Origin of the sequence: Flavobacterium pectinovorum (assembly GCF_900142715.1) — a bacterium.
Taxonomy (GTDB): domain Bacteria; phylum Bacteroidota; class Bacteroidia; order Flavobacteriales; family Flavobacteriaceae; genus Flavobacterium; species Flavobacterium pectinovorum.
This window is the reverse complement of the sequence record NZ_FRBX01000006.1, coordinates 374,656-389,457: the sequence shown is the minus strand read 5'-3', so window position 1 is coordinate 389,457 and position 14,802 is coordinate 374,656. Positions and strand designations below refer to the sequence as shown.

Annotated in this window: 12 protein-coding genes; 6 read left to right on the top strand and 6 right to left on the bottom strand. The window is 33.1% G+C overall.

What is annotated here, in order from left to right; all coding sequences use genetic code 11:
• Positions 1 to 8 precede the first annotated feature (8 nt).
• The 4 genes from BUE22_RS20335 (at position 9) to BUE22_RS20320 (ending at position 3,290) form a co-directional block, all read left to right on the top strand.
• Positions 9 to 485, top strand: a complete 477-nt coding sequence (locus BUE22_RS20335) for a nuclear transport factor 2 family protein (protein ID WP_073397807.1) — start codon at positions 9 to 11, stop codon at positions 483 to 485.
• 160 nt (positions 486 to 645) lie between these two features.
• On the top strand, positions 646 to 2,097 hold the full coding sequence (locus BUE22_RS20330) for a serine hydrolase (RefSeq protein WP_073397805.1): 1,452 nt from the start codon (positions 646 to 648) through the stop codon (positions 2,095 to 2,097).
• A 118-nt stretch (positions 2,098 to 2,215) separates the two neighbouring features.
• The gene (locus tag BUE22_RS20325; RefSeq protein ID WP_073397803.1) at positions 2,216 to 2,632 is read left to right on the top strand and encodes a DUF6157 family protein; all 417 of its coding nucleotides are present in this window, start codon (positions 2,216 to 2,218) and stop codon (positions 2,630 to 2,632) included.
• Between the two features lie 214 nt (positions 2,633 to 2,846).
• Complete coding sequence (locus tag BUE22_RS20320) at positions 2,847 to 3,290, top strand: hypothetical protein (protein ID WP_073397801.1); 444 nt, start codon at positions 2,847 to 2,849, stop codon at positions 3,288 to 3,290.
• A 79-nt stretch (positions 3,291 to 3,369) separates the two neighbouring features.
• Here BUE22_RS20320 and BUE22_RS20315 read toward each other — a convergent pair whose 3' ends face one another.
• On the bottom strand, positions 3,370 to 5,760 hold the full coding sequence (locus BUE22_RS20315) for a penicillin acylase family protein (RefSeq protein WP_073397858.1): 2,391 nt from the start codon (positions 5,758 to 5,760) through the stop codon (positions 3,370 to 3,372).
• A gap of 115 nt (positions 5,761 to 5,875) precedes the next feature.
• On the opposite strand from BUE22_RS20315, the gene BUE22_RS20310 reads away from it, so the two are divergent.
• Both BUE22_RS20310 and BUE22_RS20305 read left to right on the top strand, forming a co-directional pair.
• On the top strand, positions 5,876 to 7,432 hold the full coding sequence (locus BUE22_RS20310; RefSeq protein WP_073397799.1) for a hypothetical protein: 1,557 nt from the start codon (positions 5,876 to 5,878) through the stop codon (positions 7,430 to 7,432).
• Between the two features lie 210 nt (positions 7,433 to 7,642).
• Complete coding sequence (locus BUE22_RS20305; RefSeq protein ID WP_073397797.1) at positions 7,643 to 9,454, top strand: hypothetical protein; 1,812 nt, start codon at positions 7,643 to 7,645, stop codon at positions 9,452 to 9,454.
• Between the two features lie 57 nt (positions 9,455 to 9,511).
• Here BUE22_RS20305 and BUE22_RS20300 read toward each other — a convergent pair whose 3' ends face one another.
• The 5 genes from BUE22_RS20300 to BUE22_RS20280 all read right to left on the bottom strand — a co-directional run bounded on the left by BUE22_RS20300 (position 9,512) and on the right by BUE22_RS20280 (position 14,762).
• The gene (locus tag BUE22_RS20300) at positions 9,512 to 9,940 is read right to left on the bottom strand and encodes a YMGG-like glycine zipper-containing protein (protein WP_073397795.1); all 429 of its coding nucleotides are present in this window, start codon (positions 9,938 to 9,940) and stop codon (positions 9,512 to 9,514) included.
• Positions 9,941 to 10,217: 277 nt separating this feature from the next.
• Positions 10,218 to 11,495 (bottom strand): kynureninase, encoded by a 1,278-nt coding sequence (gene kynU / locus BUE22_RS20295; RefSeq protein ID WP_073397793.1) that lies wholly within the window; start codon positions 11,493 to 11,495, stop codon positions 10,218 to 10,220.
• Positions 11,496 to 11,678: 183 nt separating this feature from the next.
• A complete protein-coding gene (gene queA / locus BUE22_RS20290) occupies positions 11,679 to 12,728 on the bottom strand; it encodes a tRNA preQ1(34) S-adenosylmethionine ribosyltransferase-isomerase QueA (protein WP_073397792.1) in 1,050 nt (349 codons plus the stop codon).
• Between the two features lie 344 nt (positions 12,729 to 13,072).
• Complete coding sequence (gene aroA / locus BUE22_RS20285; protein ID WP_073397790.1) at positions 13,073 to 14,302, bottom strand: 3-phosphoshikimate 1-carboxyvinyltransferase; 1,230 nt, start codon at positions 14,300 to 14,302, stop codon at positions 13,073 to 13,075.
• A gap of 133 nt (positions 14,303 to 14,435) precedes the next feature.
• Positions 14,436 to 14,762 carry a nucleotide pyrophosphohydrolase gene (locus BUE22_RS20280; RefSeq protein ID WP_012022600.1) on the bottom strand — a complete coding sequence of 109 codons (327 nt, stop codon included), beginning with the start codon at positions 14,760 to 14,762 and terminating at the stop codon, positions 14,436 to 14,438.
• Positions 14,763 to 14,802: the final 40 nt, after the last annotated feature.

The following is a 14,802-nucleotide window of genomic DNA, read 5'->3' as shown; positions in this document are numbered from 1 at the left end:
TAGAAGCTATGACACGAATGATAAACACATTAGCCTTTTTTATATTGTTTTTAAACAGAGAAGCAAAGGCGCAAACCAACCATGAAGTTTCAAAAATGGATCTTCTGAAAACTGAAATCATCAAAATGGATAGTTTACTTTTTGATGTGGCATTTAATCAATGTGATGCCAGTCTTTTTAAAAAAATAATAGCCGAAGATGTCGAGTTTTACGACGATCGTTTCGGATTAAATACTTCTAAGGGAAACGAAATAAAATCGTTGGCCGAAAAATGCGCCGGAACTGAAAAACTGACCCGGAAATTAGATTCCACCACAATTGATAAGTTAGGCGATTTTGGCGCGGTACAATTGGGTGAACACACTTTTCTTGTGAATAATATTCCGGTTGGCACTGGGAAATTTATTCATATTTGGGAACGGAAAGATGAAAATTGGATATTGAAACGAATTGTTAGTTACGAGCATAAACCTATTAAAAAGTAATCCTGATTTTTGTGGTTTTTATAAGGTATTAAGACAAATACCAAAAAATTGATTGATATTTGAAACAAAATGAAAGAATAGTCGTCTAATAAATTAGAAGAGTTTCATTCATCATTTCATAATCAAAAACCACTCATTAACCCTAACTAATCAATCAAAAATGAAAAAACCAATCAAACTTATTGCAGTTTGTTTTCTTGTACTATCTGCTTTCAGCGTTTCTGCTCAGGACAAAGCAAAACAAATTGAACAATTATTAAACCAATACAATCAATACGGATTATTTAACGGCTCTGCACTTGTATCAGAAAACGGAAAAGTCATTCTGCAAAAAGGATACGGTTCTGCCAATATGGAATGGAATATTCCAAATCAGCCGGATACAAAATTTAGATTAGGTTCTATAAGTAAACAATTTACGGCTCTGTTAATTGTGAAATTGGCCGAAGAAGGCAAAATAAAATTAGATGTTCCAATCACAACTTATTTGTCGGATTATCCAAAAGAAACGGGTGACAAAATCACGATTCATCATTTATTGACCCATACATCCGGAATTCCAAATTATACCAGCGCACCCAACTTTATGAATGAAAAGGCCCGAAATGCATATTCGCCTGCAGATTTTGTGAAAACATTTTCGAATTTACCGCTTGAATTTAAGCCTGGTGAAAAATTCGCTTATAGTAACTCGGGTTATTTTTTATTGGGATATATTATTGAAAAAATTACTGGTAAAACTTATGAGCAATATTTACAGGAAACTATTTTTACTCCTTTAAAGATGGTCAATTCTGGTTACGATCACAGCGATGTTATATTAAAAAACAGAGCTGCTGGTTACGAAAAACAAGGTAAAAAAATCGTAAACTCTTCTTATATCGACATGAGTATTCCGTATGCTGCGGGTTCTTTATATTCTACTGTAGAAGATTTATATTTATGGGATCAGGCACTTTATACCAACAAATTGCTTTCAGAAAAATCAATGGAATCTTTGTTTAAGCCTTATATCGCACAAGGAGATGAGGCTTATGGTTACGGATGGTTTCTTAGAGATGTAACAAACGGAACTAAAGGAAAAGTAAAAATTATTGAACATGGCGGAGGAATTAATGGTTTTAATACCAATATCTCCCGCGTTCCATCTGACAAGATTCTTATTGTTTTATTAAATAATACAGGAAGAACTGTTTTGGGTGAAATGACAGAATCTATTAGAAATATTTTATACAATCAGCCTTTTAATCAGCCAAAAAAATCAATGGCATTTGAATTATTAGATGTATTAACAGAAAAAGGCGCAGCCACAGGAGCAGAAACTTATAAAAAACTAAAAGCAGATTCAACTTATGGCATTAAGGAAGATGATATGAATAATGTTGGATATCAATTATTAATGACCGGAAAAAAGAAAGAAGCTCTTGAAGTTTTTAAAATTAATGTAGAAGCTTTTCCTAAATCCGGAAATGCGTATGATAGTTTAGGCGAAGCTTATTTAGCCGATGGAGACACAAAATTAGCAATTGCGAATTACAAAAAATCGATAGAACTTGATCCTAAAAACGAACATGGAAAAGAAGTTTTAGCAGAAATTTTGAAAAAGAAATAATCAGAAACGAAGAATAAATTATTCAAATTAACTCTAATAATTCAGCTTAAAACTGGATTGTTGGAGTTTTTTTATTTGAAATGATTATTTTAGCTAAGCTATTTAATCAATAAATGACATGAAAATTCACACTACAAATTATCAAAATACTTTTATTGAAGTTGCAGAAGATTGTCCGGCAACTAATGGTGAAATCCCACAGCAAAAAGGCGACAAAAAAACCATTGCCAATATCGAGTTTGAAATCATCAGCAAAAATCCATACAAATATTCTTCTGATGATGTTTTGTTTCAGGTTTTTGCAGATAAAAATGATTTAACCAAATCAGAATATGAAAAATCCAGAGAACAGTTTTTCTCAAAAGGTCAGGCGTGTTTTCGCGCTTCGCCTTTAACCAAAAGATACGGTTGGGGAATTCATAATGATGAAAATGGGAAAATTGCCTTATACGGAATGGAAACTCCTGAATACCAAGAATTATCAAAAGATAAAAACCTAAAAGTCGTAAAAGCGATGCGAACTTCGAGAAAATAAAGGATTGAAAATGCTATTCTTCACTATTACTTTACAAATCTCCGACAGCAGAAATTTTAAAATTTGCTATCGGAGATTTTTTATTTAAAAGTCATTTTTTCCATTGAATATTCAGAACAAAAAAACTATTTTAGCCAAGCCCAAAAAATAATATTTAAAATCTAAATCAACCTGATCTACAGCTTAAAAACTGTAATCAATTTTAAGATAACCTATGAAAAAAAACTACTTTCTGTTTCTTGTATTATTGATGTTTGTTCCTGCTATTTGTATTTCTCAAACTTCGGTTGCTAAGGCTCCAATGCCAACCCAGCAAAATACTATTATTGTCAATAAAATTATTGATGTTACCAATTACAAAACCTATTTTGTTGATTATTGCTTAACCAAAATAAACGAAACGGCCTATAAAGAAAAATGGAACGAGCAAAAAACGGTTCAAATAACTGAAACCATCAACTTTAAAAACTTCAGAGATGCAGTTTATAATATGTTTGCCTTTTACAACGAAGTAGAATTAGAAACATTATTAAAAGAATATCAAAAAAATACGGCTTACCAAACTACAAACGCAATGACAACCAACAAAGTCCTGCTTAACAATCTGGATATTTATGCCAAAGATGTTGTTGAAGGGAAGTATTTATTGGCTAACTAAGGCACAAAGATTCAGAGTTGCAAAGGTTCAAAGGTTTTTTCTAACCTTTGAACTAACTTGAAACCTGAAACAAATCAAACTATTTTTTTTCTGGTTTGAAAACCAATTTTGTCGAAGTTTTTATAATTTCTTCTTTATTCAACTTCATTTTTCTGAATTTCCCGTGAACAAACATATCAGCCTGATCGTCGTAATGTTTGCTAAAAGGGTTTCCGGATTGTCCGGTTGGCAAAATGCTCCAGCTGTTTTCAATATCAGCAAAATCTACAATTCTTCTGGTCGAAGGTCCGCCTTTTACATAATATTTCCCTTCTTCATTATATCCAAAAAACTGATTGTTGATCACTTCATTGGATCCTGGATCTGCAAATGGACCAACATTAAATAATCCGCGTAAAGCAGCCACTTTTCCAAGCGGATGTTCGTGTTCTACCGTATGGACTTTCCCCCAATTCCAATCCGGAACATTATTTCCTAATTGTTTTTTCAGATCGGTAATAGCTTCGTGAAATGATTTTGATACGATTTCACTTCTGGTTTCTTTTACGTTTTTGGTTTTTATATTATCCCACCAAACCGAATTTTCATTTACAATCTGTCTGGCTATAATTTGTTTTCCTAAACTCACTCCAAGAAATAAATTAAAATTGTCAGATCCCATTTCGTCTTCAAAAGTATTTTTCAAATACAAATAAATCCATTTGTTGTAAATCGTTGGCGCAATATCTTCTAAATTATTAGTTCCTTTCCAGGCTTTTAAAACTCCAATTGCCTGTCTTTCTTCTATCGAAAGAGATTCCTTATTTAAACTCGAAATTAGATTTTGAGCAACGCCCGACGAAATATCAGAAGTATTATCATAAATCATTTTACTAATTTCTTCCTTATCCCAATTTGATTTTGCATCCATTAAGCCTGAAATTCTTTTTGCACGATCTTCAGGCAAATAATATCCCGGATATAAAAAGCCATCAATAGCTTCCGGCTGGTTATTGGCGGAATAAACATAACCCCATTTTGGATTTTCTGCCGATGGATTTTTGGAGAAATCCAGATATTCTGCAATATCATCTTTTCCGCTGGCACCGTCTAAAATAAAGTACGTACTCACGCCTTTATTATGTTTATATAATTTTCCCGTTGCCCACCAGGCTACATTTCCTTTAGCATCGCCGTACATTACGTTCAATCCCGGCCCGGCAACTAATTGTACTGCTTCTTTAAAATCATCTTTGCTTTTAGCGTGCGAAAGCCCATAAACAGCATCCAAAATCTGAATCGGCTGTTGGGTATAAGTCCACGTCATTGCAATTGGATTTTTACGATCTAAACGTTCCAGTAAATCATTCATAATAGGTCCGTGTCGACTTGATTTTACAGTTAAAACTACATCAGAACTATCTTTTACTTTAATTGTTTTTTTGATCAATTGATATTTTGCAAAACCATCAGGCGTTTGATATTGAGTTGAATCTCCGGCTTTATTTTTTTCCTGATAAAAATCAATGTCATCATTTTCAAACATTGTTAATCCGTAAGCATAATCGCGATTGTGCGCCAATAACGGAAACGGCGTTCCAGCTAAATAACAACCGTACAATTCATGATTTGGCGTTACCAAATGCGCTTCGTACCAGGTCCCTGGCTGCGAAAACCCAATATGCGGATCATTCGCAAAAATTACTTTCCCGCTTTTCGTTTTATTTGGTCCTGCAATCCAGCTGTTACTGCCCACAAATGGAGGAATGGGCGATTTATCCAGCAAAGCCGCAACCGACTTTGAAATTGCCGTATATTCTTCAATATTTTCTTTTGAACTTTTGATTTGTGTAGTATTAAATTCGCCTTCAATTCCTAAATCTTTCAAATAGGCAGAACCGTATTTATTTCTAATATCTGTCAATAGAGGATCTGTTTTTTGTGCCATTGCGAAACTAAAAGACATGTATCCAAAAATATTATAAACATCTTCTATCGTGAATTTTTTCTTTTTTACACCAACCAAAGTAAATTCAATTGGTGTTACGCCTTTCTCTAAATATTGATTAATTCCGTCTAAATACGCCATTGTTAATTGATAACTCTGGCTGTTTTTATCCAGTTTTGCTATGGCTTTCGCTGAAGCATCTTCGATACCAATTCCGGAGAAAAACATATCATTTTTAAGCGCAACAGATCCAAAAATCTCTGATAATTTCCCTGGAGCAATTCGGCGTAATAATTCCATTTGCCATAATCTTTCCTGCGCGTGTACATAACCTAAAGCTGTCATTGCATCTTTTTCAGAATTGGCATAAATATGGGGAACACCAAAATCATCAAAATAAACGATGGTTTCTTTTTGGATGTTTTTAAGTTCTAATTCACCTTCATATTTAGGCTTTAAATGAAAAATGTAAGCGCACAAACCTATTCCAATTACAACTATAAGTACGAATAAAACCAGCAGAAATTTTTTAAATCTTCTCATATTTTGAAATAAGTAAATAATAAGGTTTGTAAAATCATGTAACCAATAAAGAGAATAATGTAATAATCCTTTTTTTTTAAAGCCTAAATTTATGTATTTAAAACCAATCCTATAAATGTCAGTATATAAAAAAATAGCAATCGGTGTAATTTCCCTTTTTTTACTTGTGATTTTTGCCAATATTGGTCTGAATTACTGGATCAAAAAACAACTTCCGATTATTATTCACGAAAAAAACAATACGCCATATAACATTAATTACGAAAAAATTGAAGTATCGCTTTTTTCCAGAAATATCTACGCCGAGACATTATTAGTAAGCCCGAAAAATGAACCTAAAGACAGCAAAAACGGGCTTTTTTCGAAAATCGAATCTATTACCATTCAGCATTTTAATATTTGGGATTTGGCTTTTCGCGACGTTATTCAGGCCGAGAGCATTATCATCAATAAACCCAGAGTTATTTTATATAAAAAAGGCGAAAAACTTTTGAATAACAGCAAAAGCATTAAGAATGAAATTATCGCACCCTTTCGTAAAATAATTGCTGTTTCGAACATTTATTTAAATGACGCATCTGTGGATGTTGTTTCTTTAGATTCTCAAAAACCAATTTTCAGTATTAAAAAAATGATTTTAAAACTGGAAGGTATTTTAATTACCGATGCAACCTTAAACGAAAAAATTCCGCTTCGATATGAAAGTTACGCTTTAGTAATTGATAGCTTATTTTACAAACCAAGTGCTTTTTATCATATTAACATTGGCAAAATAAGTACCGAAAAAAACTTTATAAAAATCAATGATTTTTCTAATCTTCCTCAATTTAACCGACGAGATTTTATTAAGCATTTAGATAAGGAAAAGGATATTTATACGCTAAAATTCGATTCAGCCCAAGTAGCAAAAATGGATTGGGGTTTTAAAAATGATCGTTTTTTCTTTAAAGCAAATTCACTTGTAATCAATCATTTTGATGCCAATATTTATCGTGGCAAAATGCCAAAAGATGATTTAAGCAAAAAATATCTTTACAATCATTTATTACGAAATATTAAATTTCCGCTACAAATTGATACTTTGCAAGTCTTGAAATCAAAACTGGTTTACGAAGAAGAAATTGATTTTTCTAAAGGTCCGGGTGTTTTAAACTTTGATCATTTTAATCTTCAGGCAACAAATTTGAGAAGTGGTTTTGGGTTGAAAAAAATGGATGATGTAAAAATCAAAATTAACTGCGTGTTCATGAAAACTTCGCCATTAAATGTTAATTGGAATTTTAATGTTTTAGATAAAAAAGACAGTTTTCATATTCAGGGCGTTATTTCAAATTTTGATGTTGCTGCTATTGGCCGATTCAGCAAGCCTTATATGAATGCTTCGTTTACGGGAGTTTTTAACAAATACCGTTTTAATTTTTATGGAAATGATAATGTCTCCAAAGGAAATGCTTCTTTAGATTATGACGATCTGAAAGTGAAATTATTCAAAAAGAAAAACCCGGAAAAAGAAGCAAAATTAAAATCTGCAATCGTTAATTTATTAGTGAAAAACGACTCAAAAGACAAAGCAAAAACCGCCGAGGTTGAACTTGAAAGAATTCAGGAAAAATCATTCTACAATTTTTTATGGCGAAGCATTGCAGAATCTTTGAAGAAGATTTTGATTTAGTATTTTTTAGCCACGAATTACACGAATTTCCGCAAATTTTTTATTTGTTGACATAGCCAACGGTTTTAACCGTTGGAACACAATGTATTTTACGCCCCGTCTCCCACGGTTGAAACCGTGGGCTATGTAAAGAAACCTCGAACCTGATAATTATCAGGTTTTCAGTAATTATTTTTCTTCACATTTGTTTTTATTTTAATTTGAAAACAAATGACAAAAAGGCCTTTACATACCTTTCATATTCCGGTAATGGGACTCGCTTATACTATTGACAGCCCGATACGAGTGGCGCAATACGGGATTTCGTCTGTGATTTCTATAGCCGATGATGATTTAATTGAAAAGATGCGTGATTTTTACAGCACCAAATTCAATTTTCCATATGAAGAAATAAATCAGAAATTCCATGATTATCGCGCCGAAAGAATCACTTCGTATCTAAACTTAGTAGACAAAATCGTAAAACAGAAGTTTGAAAGTTTTAAAACAGAATTAGCTGAAAGTAAAACCGCTTTAGAGAATTTTATAGCAACATTACCCAATACCTCTGACATTAAAAAAGGTTTTCAAAATTTACTGGAAGATGGAATTTTATTCAAAGAAAACATTCAAAACTACATCGAATCCAATCTTTTTCCAGGTGAAATTGATGTAAATATCATGACGAAACTGGACAAAGATAATTTTGTCAAAAATGAACAGCTCCCTATTGAGTTTAATGACGCCCATGCTGCTTTAAGAGGTTTTGCAAACAGCAATCTTGAATCTTCAGTAGTACTTTCTGCGGGAATGAATCCAAGACTTTACAGCTATTTCGAGAATTTTTCAGACTTTTTTCCAAATCAAAAAAACGAACTCAAAAAGAAAATTATTCTAAAAGTTAGTGATTTTAGGTCTGCGATGATTCAGGGAAATTTTTTAGCTAAAAAAGGACTTTGGGTTTCTGAATATCGCATAGAATCAGGTTTAAACTGCGGCGGACACGCTTTTGCCACTGATGGGCTTTTATTAGGAACTATCTTGGAAGAATTTAAATTGAAAAAAGAACAATTAATTCAATCTGCTCATGAATTGATGGTAAAAGTGCTGCAACAAAAAAATGCACCTATTCCTGATCAGCCCCTGCCTTTAAAAATTACCGTTCAGGGCGGCGTTGGAACTACGGAAGAACATGAATTTTTATTAGAAAAATACGAGGTCGATTCTGTTGGCTGGGGCTCTCCTTTTTTATTAGTTCCCGAAGCAACATCTGTAGACCAGACAACCCGTAACTTATTGATAAATGCGAAAGAAAAAGATTTGTATTTGAGTCATATTTCACCTTTGGGAGTTCCTTTTAATACCGTGAGAGGCACATCAAATGAAATTTTAAAACAAAAACGAATCCACGAGAATAAAGCAGGAAGCTCTTGCCCTAAAAAATTTCTGGCGTTGAGTAAAGAATACGATCCTCACGGAATTTGTACAGCTTCAAAAAAATATCAGGACATAAAATTAGCCGAATTAGATAGTATCAAAAACACTCTTTCAATTAATGCTTTTGAGAATGCTAAAACTAAAATCACAGAAAAATCATGTTTGTGTGTTGGTTTAGCCAATTCCTCTTATTTAGAAAATGATATTAAAATAAAAGGACAGGCACAAGGTGTTGTTATTTGCCCTGGCCCTAATATGGCGTATTTTGATCAAGAAGTTTCACTTACTGATATGTTGCAGCATATTTATGGAAATAAATCTGTTTTAAGGGCTAAAAATCGTCCTAATTTATTTGTGAAAGAATTAAAGATGTATATCGATTATTTTAGAAACGAGATTGAAACTATTTCCGGCGAAGTTACTGCCAACCAACTTAAAAAATGGAACAGTTTTAAAGCTAATCTTCTGGAAGGTATTGATTATTATCAGAATTTATTTGAATCCGGTTTCTATTTTAGAAGCGATGCAGAAAAAATCAAATATCAGTTCGATTTTTATAAATTGGAATTAGCAGCAATAAAAATTCCAACACCAGAATTAGTATAAAAACAAAACCCCGATCTGGAAATCCAGATCGGGGTCTTATATATAGCGCTATTTAGCTTACTCTTTTTTATTTTTACTGTCAATAACAGCACCTGTTCCCGTTCCTAAAGCGGCGCCGGCCAGACCACCAATAATTGCACCCTCACCTTTTTTCTTACTTACAATTGCTCCGGTTGCAGCACCAACTCCGGCACCAATTACGGCACCTTTAGCAGTAGCACTCCAGCCTTTCTTTTTAGTTGTTGTAGTTGCAGTATTTCCGTTTGCTGCCTGTTGATGTACTACTACCACTTTTTGAGATTCTACTCGTTGCTCTTCTTTTATTTTTGCCATCTCCGTTTTCATCGAGTCCATTACTCTTTGTTGTTCAATTGCAACTTTCATGGAATCTATACTTGCCTGTTTCGCTTTTTTCATATCCGCATTTGATTGATTCTGACAAGAAACAATTGATAGGGCTACTAGTAATATATATACAGTTTTCATGATTGTAGTTTTAAGTTATTATACACTACAAATTAACGAAGATAGCTTTTGTTAAAGTTACAGGATTTTGTGGAAAGGTTATAGAATTTGAAGATTGCCCTGTAGATTAGAACGCGGATGACGCGGATTGCTAAAGCAAAACACTGATTAAAAACGGATTTTTTTATTTGTTAATTTTTTTTCACGCAGATTTGAAATGGATTTTAGCAGATTCTTTTTGAAAAATATTTTTAAATCTGCTTAAATCTGCGTGAAACAAAAACTTCGCAAGATTCTTTTATTTCTCTAAAATTCCCTTTTTCAGAATTTGTCCAAAATCATACATATCCTCATAAGAACAATACAGTGGAACTGGTGCGAGACGAATTACATTAGGTTCACGCCAATCTGTAATAACTCCGTTTTTCATTAAATAATCGAACAAACTTCTTCCTTCTCCGTGTAAAAAAACAGACAACTGAGAAGCTCTTTCTTCAGGGTTTGAAGGTGTAATGATTTCAAAATTACCTTTTACTTCCTTATCAATTTCATGCAGAATAAATTCTAAATAAGAAGTTATATGATCTCTTTTTACAATTAAAGCATCCATTCCAACCTCAGCAAACATTTCAACTGAAGCCAGGTAAGGCGCTAATGAAAGAACAGGTAAATTACTAATTTGCCATCCTCCTGCCCCATGAACGGGATCAAAAGTTGGTTCCATTTTAAAACGACGTTCTTTATTATGTCCCCACCAGCCTGCAAATCTTGGTAAATCAGCATCATTGTGATGTTTTTCATGTACAAAACATCCGGAAGCATTTCCCGGACCAGAGTTCATGTATTTGTAACTACACCATGCAGCAAAATCTACATTCCAATCGTGCAATTCAAGTTTGATATTTCCAGCAGCGTGTGCCAGATCCCAACCCACTTTTGCTCCAGCTTTGTGTCCTGCAGCGGTGATAGTTTTAATATCAAAAACTTGTCCTGTATAGTAATTTACTCCGCCAATTAAAACAAGAGCAAGTTCATCTCCAACTTCTTCAATTTTTGCCACAACATCTTCCAGACGAATATTATGTTCGCCCTCACGACGTTTGATTTCTACAATTGCATCTTCTGTTTTATATCCATGAAAATGAACCTGACTCTGAAACATATATTGATCTGATGGAAAAGCTTTTTCTTCGCAGATAATTTTATAACGTTTGCCTTTTGGCTGATAAAATGAAACCATCAACAAATGAAGATTTACTGTCAAAGTATTCATCACCGTAACTTCTGATGGCAAAGCGCCAACAATTTTACTCAATGGTTCTGCAAATCTTTCCTGATAATCCCACCATGGTTTTTGAGCATAAAAATGACCTTCAACGGCTAGTTCTGCCCAGTCATTCATTACTTCATCGATATAAGCTTTGGTGCGTTTTGGCTGTAAACCTAAAGAGTTTCCCGTAAAATAAATTACGCGTTTGTCATTTACTTTAGGAAATATAAATTGATCCTGATAATGATTTAAAGTATCTTGTGAGTCAAGTTGTTTCGCGAATTCGCGTGTATTTTGAAAAGTCATTGTGTAATTTTTGAAAGGTAAAAATAACAAAAAATGCTATAATAGTTAGTTAATTTTGTTTCAGGTTTCAAGTTTCAGGTTAGATCAACGATGCGTTCAGCTTGAAACCTGAAACCTGAAACTTTTAAACCATAAAAAAACCCGTCATTTCTGACAGGTTTTATATTTGATTTGACTTGCAAATTACAAAATCAACATTGCATCTCCGTAAGAATAAAATTTGTATCCTTCTTTAATTGCTTCTTCGTATGCTTTTTTCATTAAATCATGTCCACAGAAAGCAGAAATCATCATTAATAATGTTGATTTTGGTGTGTGGAAATTTGTAATCATACAGTTTGCAATACTAAAATCGTGAGGAGGAAAAATGAATTTATTTGTCCAACCTTCGTAAGGATTTAAAGTATTTTGAGATGAAACTGAACTTTCAATAGCACGCATTGAAGTTGTTCCAACAGCACAGATACGTTTTTTAGCCACTTTTGCAGCATTTACGATATCGCAAGCTTCTTGTTTAATGATCAATTCCTCAGAATCCATTTTGTGTTTTGATAAATCTTCAACCTCAACCGGATTAAAAGTTCCTAAACCTACGTGAAGTGTTACTTCTGCAAAGTTTACTCCTTTAATTTCCAGTTTTTTCAAAAGGTGTTTTGAGAAGTGTAAACCAGCAGTTGGTGCCGCTACAGCTCCTTCTTCTTTTGCATAGATTGTTTGGTATCTTTCAGCATCTTCAGCTGTTACTTCTCTGTTGATGTATTTAGGAATTGGAGTTTCTCCAAGTTCTGTCAATTTGTTTCTGAACTCTTCGTAAGAACCGTCATATAAAAAACGTAAAGTTCTACCACGAGAAGTCGTATTGTCAATTACCTCAGCAACTAACGAATCATCGTCACCAAAATAAAGTTTGTTACCGATACGGATTTTTCTAGCCGGATCTACCAAAACGTCCCAAAGACGTTGCTCTGAATTTAATTCTCTTAATAAGAAAACTTCAATTCTTGCTCCAGTTTTTTCTTTGTTTCCATACAAACGCGCAGGGAAAACTTTAGTATTGTTAAGAATTAAAACGTCTCCGTCATCAAAATAGTTGATAACATCTTTAAACATTTTATGTTCTATAGTTTGTTTTTGACGATCGATTACCATTAAACGAGACTCATCTCTGTTTTCTGCTGGAAATTCCGCTAAAAGTTCTTTTGGTAAGTTAAATTGAAAATGTGATAATTTCATATTGGCATTGTGATTTTTAGAGTGTAGATTTTAGATTTTTTATCTAAAATTATAAATCGTGTGCAAATATACGATTGTGAGATAGGCGTTGTCAAGTGTTTTGCTGTTTATTTTCAAAAGTCGTTGATTTAGTGGTGTTTCGAGTTGATTAAAAAAGATTTTTTTTAACATATAAGTCGTATAAGCTCATTTAATCCGGATTCTTGTAAAATGTCAATAATTTTATTTGGCTAAAGCCGAAAACAATAATCATAAAAAAAACCTCCAGTTAAAACTGGAGGCCATGTATTTTTTTGCCACGAATTCACGAATTATTATTTTAAATTCGTGGTGAATATTTTTATTTATAATTCTGATACTTCGAAATTTAATGCTTTAAGATCATTCCAGAAATCTGGATATGATTTTGAAACTACTTCGGCATCTTCGATAATAATTGGAACTTTTAGGGCTAAAGGAGCAAAAGCCATTGCCATACGGTGATCATTGTAAGTGCCGATTTTTACATTATGATTAATATTATGCGAAGGCACTAAAGTTAAAGAATCATTTGTAACAGAAATATTAGCTCCCAATTTTGTAAGTTCAATGTGAAGTGCTTCCAATCTGTCTGTTTCTTTAATTTTTAAAGTATGAAGACCTGTTAAATGACAGCCAATCCCCAGACCTAAACAAGTTACAACAATTGTTTGTGCGATATCCGGAGTATTATTTAATTCAAAATTTACATCTTCAAACTTAAAATTCTCTTGTTTTACCAAAGTCATTTTATTTTTTTCAAACGTAGTCTGAACACCCATTTTTTCATAAAGTGACACCAACTCTGAATCACCCTGCAAACTGTCTTTTTTATAACTGCTTAATGTAAGTGAAGCTGAATCAGACAAAGCAACCAGACTAAAAAAGTAAGATGCCGAACTCCAATCAGATTCTACAACCATTTCTTTAGCTGCAACTTCTGTTTTTGGATATACTTTAATAACATTTCCTTCAAAACTGGTTTGAATATCCAAATCATTTAGCAAAGCCAAAGTCATTTTGATGTACGGAATTGAAGTGATTTCTCCTTCTAATGTCAACTCTAAACCGTTGTCTAATTTTGAAGCAACTAGTAATAAAGCCGAAATATACTGACTGCTCACATTTGCAGCCAAAGTTACTTTTGAAGCTGTAACTTTTTTTCCTTTAATTCTTATTGGCGGATATCCTTCTTCTTTTTCATATGAGATCTCAACCCCTAATTGTGCCAAAGCCTCAACCAAAATTTTTATCGGACGTTCCTGCATTCTGCTTGAACCTGTCATTACTACTTCTCTGCCTTCGTTTACAGCAAAATAAGCTGTTAAAAAACGCATTGCAGTTCCTGCATGATGAATATCTACAATTTCGTCATTTCCAATTAAAGCTTTTTGCATTACTTCGCTATCATCAGAATTGGAGGTATTGGCTAATGTAATGTTTGGAAATAATGCTTTCAGTAATAATAAACGATTGGTTTCGCTTTTGGATCCGGTTATATTTAATTGAGAATTATCAATGGTGAATGGTGAATTCGTGCTTAATTTTAAATTCATTTTTTTTATTGTAAGTGGTGAATTTGAATTATGATGGATTAGAAACCTAATTCAGGCATGCAATTTACCACTCCCCATTCATAATTCAAAATTCAAAACTCATAATTCAAAGTTTATAACTGATATTTCACAATTATTTCAATTTATCGTTGTTTTTGTGACGATCTTTATCTCTAACCGATTTTAAATCCATTTTTTTGTCAAAAGCGGCCTGTAAATCTATTCCGGTTTGATTCGCTAAACATAAAACCACAAAAACAACATCGGCCAGTTCTTCGCCTAAATCTTTATTTTTATCGCTTTCTTTTTCTGACTGCTCGCCATATCTGCGGGCAATAATTCGGGCAACTTCACCAACTTCTTCGGTAAGCTGCGCCATATTTGTTAATTCATTAAAATAGCGAACTCCGTGTTCTTTTATCCAGGTATCAACGTCTAATTGTGCATTTTTCAAATCCATGATTATATTTTTAAAACAAAATTAACCTAATCTTTTGATG

Bases quoted from the DNA above. Each gene is read 5' to 3' on its own strand.
- BUE22_RS20335 (WP_073397807.1), top strand. From the start codon at position 9: ATGACACGAATGATAAACACATTAGCCTTTTTTATATTGTTTTTAAAC.
- BUE22_RS20330 (WP_073397805.1), top strand. From the start codon at position 646: ATGAAAAAACCAATCAAACTTATTGCAGTTTGTTTTCTTGTACTATCT.
- BUE22_RS20325 (WP_073397803.1), top strand. From the start codon at position 2,216: ATGAAAATTCACACTACAAATTATCAAAATACTTTTATTGAAGTTGCA.
- BUE22_RS20320 (WP_073397801.1), top strand. From the start codon at position 2,847: ATGAAAAAAAACTACTTTCTGTTTCTTGTATTATTGATGTTTGTTCCT.
- BUE22_RS20315 (WP_073397858.1), bottom strand. From the start codon at position 5,760: ATGAGAAGATTTAAAAAATTTCTGCTGGTTTTATTCGTACTTATAGTT.
- BUE22_RS20310 (WP_073397799.1), top strand. From the start codon at position 5,876: ATGTCAGTATATAAAAAAATAGCAATCGGTGTAATTTCCCTTTTTTTA.
- BUE22_RS20305 (WP_073397797.1), top strand. From the start codon at position 7,643: ATGACAAAAAGGCCTTTACATACCTTTCATATTCCGGTAATGGGACTC.
- BUE22_RS20300 (WP_073397795.1), bottom strand. From the start codon at position 9,940: ATGAAAACTGTATATATATTACTAGTAGCCCTATCAATTGTTTCTTGT.
- kynU (WP_073397793.1), bottom strand. From the start codon at position 11,495: ATGACTTTTCAAAATACACGCGAATTCGCGAAACAACTTGACTCACAA.
- queA (WP_073397792.1), bottom strand. From the start codon at position 12,728: ATGAAATTATCACATTTTCAATTTAACTTACCAAAAGAACTTTTAGCG.
- aroA (WP_073397790.1), bottom strand. From the start codon at position 14,302: ATGAATTTAAAATTAAGCACGAATTCACCATTCACCATTGATAATTCT.
- BUE22_RS20280 (WP_012022600.1), bottom strand. From the start codon at position 14,762: ATGGATTTGAAAAATGCACAATTAGACGTTGATACCTGGATAAAAGAA.